7 protein-coding genes and 2 other annotated features are annotated in these 6,152 nt (G+C 53.7%); all 7 genes read left to right on the forward strand.

Annotated features, from left to right (window positions below; genetic code table 11):
• Positions 1–775 (forward strand): primosomal protein DnaI (gene dnaI / locus IKE44_RS11220; protein ID WP_287465927.1); only part of this gene is annotated, 775 nt, incomplete at its 5' end.
• A gap of 270 nt (positions 776–1,045) precedes the next feature.
• Entirely contained in the window at positions 1,046–1,921 is an 876-nt protein-coding gene (gene ytxC / locus IKE44_RS11225) for a putative sporulation protein YtxC (protein ID WP_287465929.1), read from the forward strand.
• A gap of 46 nt (positions 1,922–1,967) precedes the next feature.
• Positions 1,968–2,193: a binding site (T-box leader), on the forward strand.
• 49 nt (positions 2,194–2,242) lie between these two features.
• Entirely contained in the window at positions 2,243–4,186 is a 1,944-nt protein-coding gene (gene thrS, locus IKE44_RS11230) for a threonine--tRNA ligase (RefSeq protein WP_055358669.1), read from the forward strand.
• Positions 4,187–4,399: 213 nt separating this feature from the next.
• Positions 4,400–4,531: a sequence feature (ribosomal protein L20 leader region), on the forward strand.
• The gene (infC, locus tag IKE44_RS11235; RefSeq protein ID WP_080706499.1) at positions 4,527–5,105 is read left to right on the forward strand and encodes a translation initiation factor IF-3; all 579 of its coding nucleotides are present in this window, start codon (positions 4,527–4,529) and stop codon (positions 5,103–5,105) included. (Overlaps the previous feature by 5 nt.)
• 13 nt (positions 5,106–5,118) lie before the next feature.
• Entirely contained in the window at positions 5,119–5,319 is a 201-nt protein-coding gene (gene rpmI / locus IKE44_RS11240) for a 50S ribosomal protein L35 (RefSeq protein WP_011232191.1), read from the forward strand.
• A 25-nt stretch (positions 5,320–5,344) separates the two neighbouring features.
• Entirely contained in the window at positions 5,345–5,704 is a 360-nt protein-coding gene (gene rplT / locus IKE44_RS11245) for a 50S ribosomal protein L20 (protein ID WP_287465931.1), read from the forward strand.
• 57 nt (positions 5,705–5,761) lie between these two features.
• Positions 5,762–6,013 carry a DUF1294 domain-containing protein gene (locus IKE44_RS11250; protein ID WP_049624978.1) on the forward strand — a complete coding sequence of 84 codons (252 nt, stop codon included), beginning with the start codon at positions 5,762–5,764 and terminating at the stop codon, positions 6,011–6,013.
• Positions 6,014–6,152 lie beyond the last annotated feature (139 nt).

Below are 6,152 nucleotides of genomic sequence, written 5' to 3' on the forward strand. Positions count from 1 at the left end.
TTTAATGAAGCTGTACGAATTTATCGAGCAACATGGCCATTGCCGCCAGTGCCCAGGGCTCGAGCAATGCCCAAATATGTTGCCGGGGTATCATCCGAACTTGGTGGTCGCCGGCGGGCGAATTGACGTTGAATACGACCGCTGCCCGAAAAAAGTGCAAGATGATGAACGGAGAAGGCAGGAAGCGCTCATTCAAAGCATGTTCGTGCCGCGGGAAATTTTGCAAGCTTCGCTGTCGGATGTGGATCTTAGCGACGATGGGCGCATTAAAGCCATCCAGTTTGCAGAGAAGTTCGTGACGGAGTACGAGCCGGGGAAAAAAATGAAAGGATTGTACTTGTACGGGTCGTTCGGCGTCGGCAAAACGTATTTGCTCGGGGCGATCGCCAATGAACTGGCGAAACGGAACATTCCGTCGCTCATCGTCTATGTGCCGGAGCTGTTTCGCGAGCTGAAGCATTCATTGCAAGATCAGACGATGAACGAAAAGCTCGATTATGTGAAAAAAGTGCCGGTGCTCATGCTCGATGACCTTGGAGCGGAGGCGATGTCGAGCTGGGTGCGCGACGATGTGCTCGGCCCAATTTTGCAATACCGGATGTTTGAAAATTTGCCGACCTTTTTCACCTCCAACTTTGATATGAAGCAACTCGCCCACCATTTGACGTATTCGCAGCGCGGCGAGGAAGAAAAAGTGAAAGCCGCCCGCATTATGGAGCGGATCCGCTCACTCGCGCACCCGGTTGAAATTACCGGGCCAAACCGCCGCGAATGATGGATAAGCGGTCAAACGGCGCGCTTAAGGCGTCCCCTGACGCAAGGGGGCGCCGTTTTTCTGCGCTGGGGCGGAAAGGATGCATTCTCCGCCAGCCGCCAAGGAGCGGAGCATCTTGGCGAATGAACCCGTTGCGAATGTCTGTGCGCTCCGTCCGCCGCAGCCCTGTAGGCGGGAAACGTTGGACGTTTTGCGCTTTTTTAGTCTAAACAGCTGATTGTCCCCATATATATAAACCAAGTGTTGATCTCGGAGAAGGGGGGACAGCGGGTGATCGAAATCCATTTTGACAAGGCAAGCGAGGCGGAGAAACTGTTTTGGCTGCTGAATGAACGGAAACGGGATGCCTGTCCGCTGTTTCACGCCGCTTACGACGGAAACAAGATCGTGGCGGTTTACATATACGGCGACGAGAAGCACGTGCTCGAGACGTATATCATACCAGCCATGACTGCATTTGTGCAGTCTGTCCTCGAAGACCGGCTGTTGTTGTCGATCATTTCCGGTGTCTTTTATTTTCGCGACCGCGAGGAACAGCAGCAAATTTTGGCGCTCGCCCATTCGTTTTTGGACGGTGAACGGCGCGATTATCAGAAAGGGGCGGAGTTTGCTGCTTCGCGCATGGCGCTGCTGCGCGAGGCGTGCGCTTCGTTTTTGCGCGACGGGCTGTCCTTCTCGTTTTCGTCGTTTGTCACCTTTCGGCTGAAGCCGTACATCGAGCGGCTTGAACATTATGTCGGGCTCGCGATTGACGAGTACAAATTGGAGCAAGAGTATCAAACTTTCGTGCAAATGCTGCGCGAATGCCTGGTTGGCCGGACGCCGCAATGGCCGCTCCTGTATTTGGTGCACGACCCGCCGCACTTCGTGTTTTACGACCGCCACCGCCGCGAGCTGTCGGCGGCGGAAGTGAAACAGCTGATCGACCGCCATCTCGTCGTCAGCCAGCCGATGTATATCGATTCTTCGGTGCTCGCGCCGCTTGTCTCGCTTGCTCCGGCGGAAATTGAGCTGTATACCGACCACCCGGATGACGGCATGGTGCAGACGCTGCAAAACGTGTTTCAAGAGCGGCTTCGCCTCCGCCGCCGCGCTGATTTTTCCCGCTTGTTTGTCGCCAGCGCCGGAAATGGGGAAGAATCTTGATTTTTCTTTTCGGTTCCGCTATAATATCGTACATGAATAACCGCATAGACAAGCGATGACGAGGATATGGGTGCATTTTTACGGTTTCCAGAGAGGGAAGGCGGCGGCTGGAACCTTCCTAACACGAAAAATGCGCTTACCCCCTCAGAGCTGCGGCAGCGAACGGAGCGCCCAGTAGTTGCCGCCGGTGGCTAGCCGTTATTATTGTTGAGCCATGGCGTTGTGTTGCCATGGGAAGAAGGGTGGAACCACGACGAAAACTCGTCCCTTTTGAGGGAGGAGTTTTTTTCTTTTTTAACTATGACAAAGGAGTGATTGCCGATGCCAGACATGATTCGCATCACGTTCCCGGACGGGGCGCAAAAGGAGTTTGCGAGCGGGACATCGACCGAAGACATCGCCGCGTCGATCAGTCCGGGGCTGAAGAAAAAAGCGATCGCCGGGAAACTGAACGGCCGGTTCGTCGATTTGCGCACGCCGCTTCATGAGGACGGCGAGCTGGTGATTATCACCCAAGATATGCCAGAGGCGCTTGATATTTTGCGCCATAGCGCCGCCCATTTAATGGCGCAGGCGATCAAACGGCTGTATCGCAACGTCAAGCTCGGCGTCGGACCCGTTATTGAAAACGGCTTCTACTATGATATCGATATGGAGCATAAGCTGACGCCGGACGATTTGCCGAAAATTGAGGCGGAAATGCGCAACATTGTCAAAGAAAACTTGGATATCGTCCGCAAAGAAGTGAGCCGTGAAGAAGCTATCCGGCTGTATGAAGAAATCGGCGATGAGTTGAAGCTCGAGTTGATCGCTGATATTCCAGAAGGCGAGACGATTTCCATTTACGAGCAAGGCGAGTTTTTCGACCTTTGCCGCGGCGTGCACGTGCCGTCGACCGGCAAGATCAAAGAATTCAAGCTGCTCAGCATCTCGGGGGCCTACTGGCGCGGTGACAGCAACAACAAAATGCTGCAGCGCATTTACGGGACAGCGTTTTTCAAGAAGGAAGATTTGGAGCGCTATCTGCATCTTCTCGAAGAGGCAAAGGAGCGCGACCACCGCAAATTAGGAAAAGAGCTTGAGCTGTTTGCGACGTCGCAAAAAGTCGGGCAAGGCTTGCCGCTTTGGCTGCCGAAGGGGGCGACGATCCGCCGGATCATTGAACGGTATATCGTCGACAAAGAAATCGAGCTTGGCTATGACCATGTGTATACGCCGGTGCTCGGCAGCGTCGAGCTGTACAAAACGTCAGGACACTGGGACCATTACAAAGAAAACATGTTCCCGCCGATGGAAATGGACAATGAACAGCTTGTGCTGCGTCCGATGAACTGCCCGCACCATATGATGATTTACAAAAGCAAGCTGCACAGCTACCGTGAGCTGCCGATTCGCATCGCCGAACTTGGCACGATGCACCGCTACGAAATGTCCGGAGCGCTTACCGGCTTGCAGCGCGTCCGCGGCATGACGCTTAATGACGCCCATATTTTCGTGCGCCCTGACCAAATCAAAGACGAGTTTAAACGTGTCGTCAACTTGATTTTAGAAGTATACAAAGATTTCGGGCTTGACGAGTACTCGTTCCGCTTGTCATACCGCGATCCGCATGACAAAGAAAAATATTACGACGACGATGAAATGTGGGAAAAAGCGCAACGAATGCTGCGCGAAGCGATGGACGAGCTCGGTCTCGACTACTATGAGGCTGAAGGGGAAGCGGCGTTTTACGGGCCGAAGCTCGATGTGCAAGTGCGCACGGCGCTCGGCAAAGACGAAACGCTCTCAACGGTGCAGCTCGACTTCCTCTTGCCGGAACGTTTTGACCTTACGTACATCGGCGAAGACGGGAAGCCGCACCGCCCGGTTGTCATCCACCGCGGCGTCGTCTCGACGATGGAGCGGTTTGTCGCGTTCTTGATCGAAGAATACAAAGGCGCGTTCCCGACATGGCTCGCCCCGATTCAAGTCAAGGTGATCCCGGTGTCGCCGGAGGCGCACCTCGATTACGCCTATGACGTGCAGCGGACGCTGAAAGAACGCGGCTTCCGCGTTGAAGTCGACGAGCGCGACGAAAAAATCGGCTACAAAATCCGCGAAGCGCAAATGCAAAAAATCCCGTACATGCTCGTTGTCGGCGACAAAGAGGCGGCCGAGCGAGCGGTCAACGTCCGACGCTACGGCGAAAAAGAGAGCCGGACGATGGGGCTTGATGAATTTGCTGCCTTGTTAGCGGAAGACGTGCGGGAAAAACGGGCGAAATAAGGAACGACCTATGGCGGTCCGACGCGTTTCGGACCGCTTTTTTTCGCGCGCAGGCGGAGGCTGGAGCGCATTGTTGCGGTCAACTGAAAATTTTCTCTTGCTAACGAAGTGAGAATCCATTATAATAAAGGACGTTGTGTTTATCAAGAGCCGCTCCTTGACATGCCATCGCCAAGGTGGTATAGTGTATAAAGTGGAATGATTGCTTGTTTGTAACGAAAGCAGAAGCGCCCGCTTCTCACCTGACCGACGCTAAGAAGGCTGTTGGCAGGTTGTTACGGTTCGCCAACTTTTTGTCCGAACGTCGTGCGCGGGTGCTTTGTGCATCCGCGCTTTTTCGTTGAGAGCGGGCTCTGCCGGCAAACAAGCCAGTTGGAAAAAACCTTGGAGGTGGCTCATTATTAGCAAAGATTTCATTATCAACGAGCAAATTCGTGCCCGGGAAGTGCGCTTGATCGATCAAAACGGCGACCAACTTGGCATCAAGTCGAAGCAGGAAGCGCTCGAAATTGCGGCGAGACGCAACTTGGACCTCGTGCTTGTGGCGCCGAACGCCAAACCGCCTGTTTGCCGCATCATGGATTACGGGAAATTCCGCTTCGAGCAGCAGAAGAAAGAAAAAGAAGCGCGCAAAAAGCAAAAGGTCATCAATGTGAAAGAAGTGCGCCTCAGCCCAACGATCGAGGAGCATGACTTCAACACGAAACTGCGCAACGCGCGCAAGTTTTTGGAAAAAGGCGATAAAGTGAAAGCGACGATCCGCTTCAAAGGACGGGCGATCACCCATAAAGAAATCGGACAGCGCGTCCTTGACCGCTTATCGGAAGCGTGTGCCGACATCGCGGTCGTCGAAACGGCGCCGAAAATGGACGGGCGCAACATGTTTCTCGTGCTCGCACCGAAAAACGACAACAAGTAAGGAGGAAACTGTGATGCCAAAAATGAAAACTCACCGCGGCTCGGCGAAACGGTTCAAAAAGACGGCGAGCGGCAAATTGAAACGCGGCCATGCGTATACGAGCCACTTGTTTGCCAATAAAACGAAAAAACAAAAGCGTCATCTCCGCAAAGCGACGCTTGTCTCGCCTGGCGATTTCAAACGCATTCGCCAAATGCTCGACAACTTGAAATAACGACCGACTATAGGAGGGAACGATTATGCCACGCGTAAAAGGTGGACCAGTGACGCGCAGACGTCGCAAAAAAGTATTGAAGCTTGCGAAAGGCTATTTCGGCGCGAAACACGCGTTATATAGAGTTGCGAACCAGCAAGTGATGAAATCGCTCATGTATGCGTATCGCGACCGCCGTCAACGGAAGCGCGATTTCCGCAAACTGTGGATTGTCCGCATCAACGCGGCGGCTCGCCAAAATGGCTTGTCCTACAGCCGTTTGATGCACGGCTTGAAGCTGGCCGGCGTGGAAGTGAACCGGAGAATGCTCGCCGACTTGGCGGTGAACGATCAAGCCGCGTTCGCCCAACTCGCCGACTTGGCGAAAGCGAATTTGAATAAATAACAACGATGGCCATCCTTGATCAGGATGGCCATTTTCTTATCAAGGAAAGGGATCGATATGGTACAATACGGAATAGCGATCAATCTTCTTGCCTTTTTTATGATGGGGCTCGACAAACAAAAAGCGAAACGCCGCCGCTTTCGCACCGCTGAGCGGACGCTTTGGCTGCTGGCGTTTGCGGGCGGGGCCATCGGTGCGGCAGCTGGAATGTACACGTTTCGCCATAAAACGCGCCATCGGGCTTTTGGCTATGGCTTGCCGCTGTTGGTAGCGGTGGAGCTGTTTCTCTATTGGCGATGGATGAGGTAGGGTAGCGTCAAAAGTTCTATGAAAACTCCACACAGATCATCCCATTGAGCATCGTGGGGCATGCGGAGGGCCGGATTCGCCCTTGACCAACACCCGCCAAAGGTGCGGAAGAGTCGTCAAGGGCGACGGGGACAAAAAA

The organism is Geobacillus sp., from assembly GCF_017515625.1.
Taxonomy (GTDB): Bacteria; Bacillota; Bacilli; order Bacillales; family Anoxybacillaceae; genus Geobacillus; species Geobacillus stearothermophilus.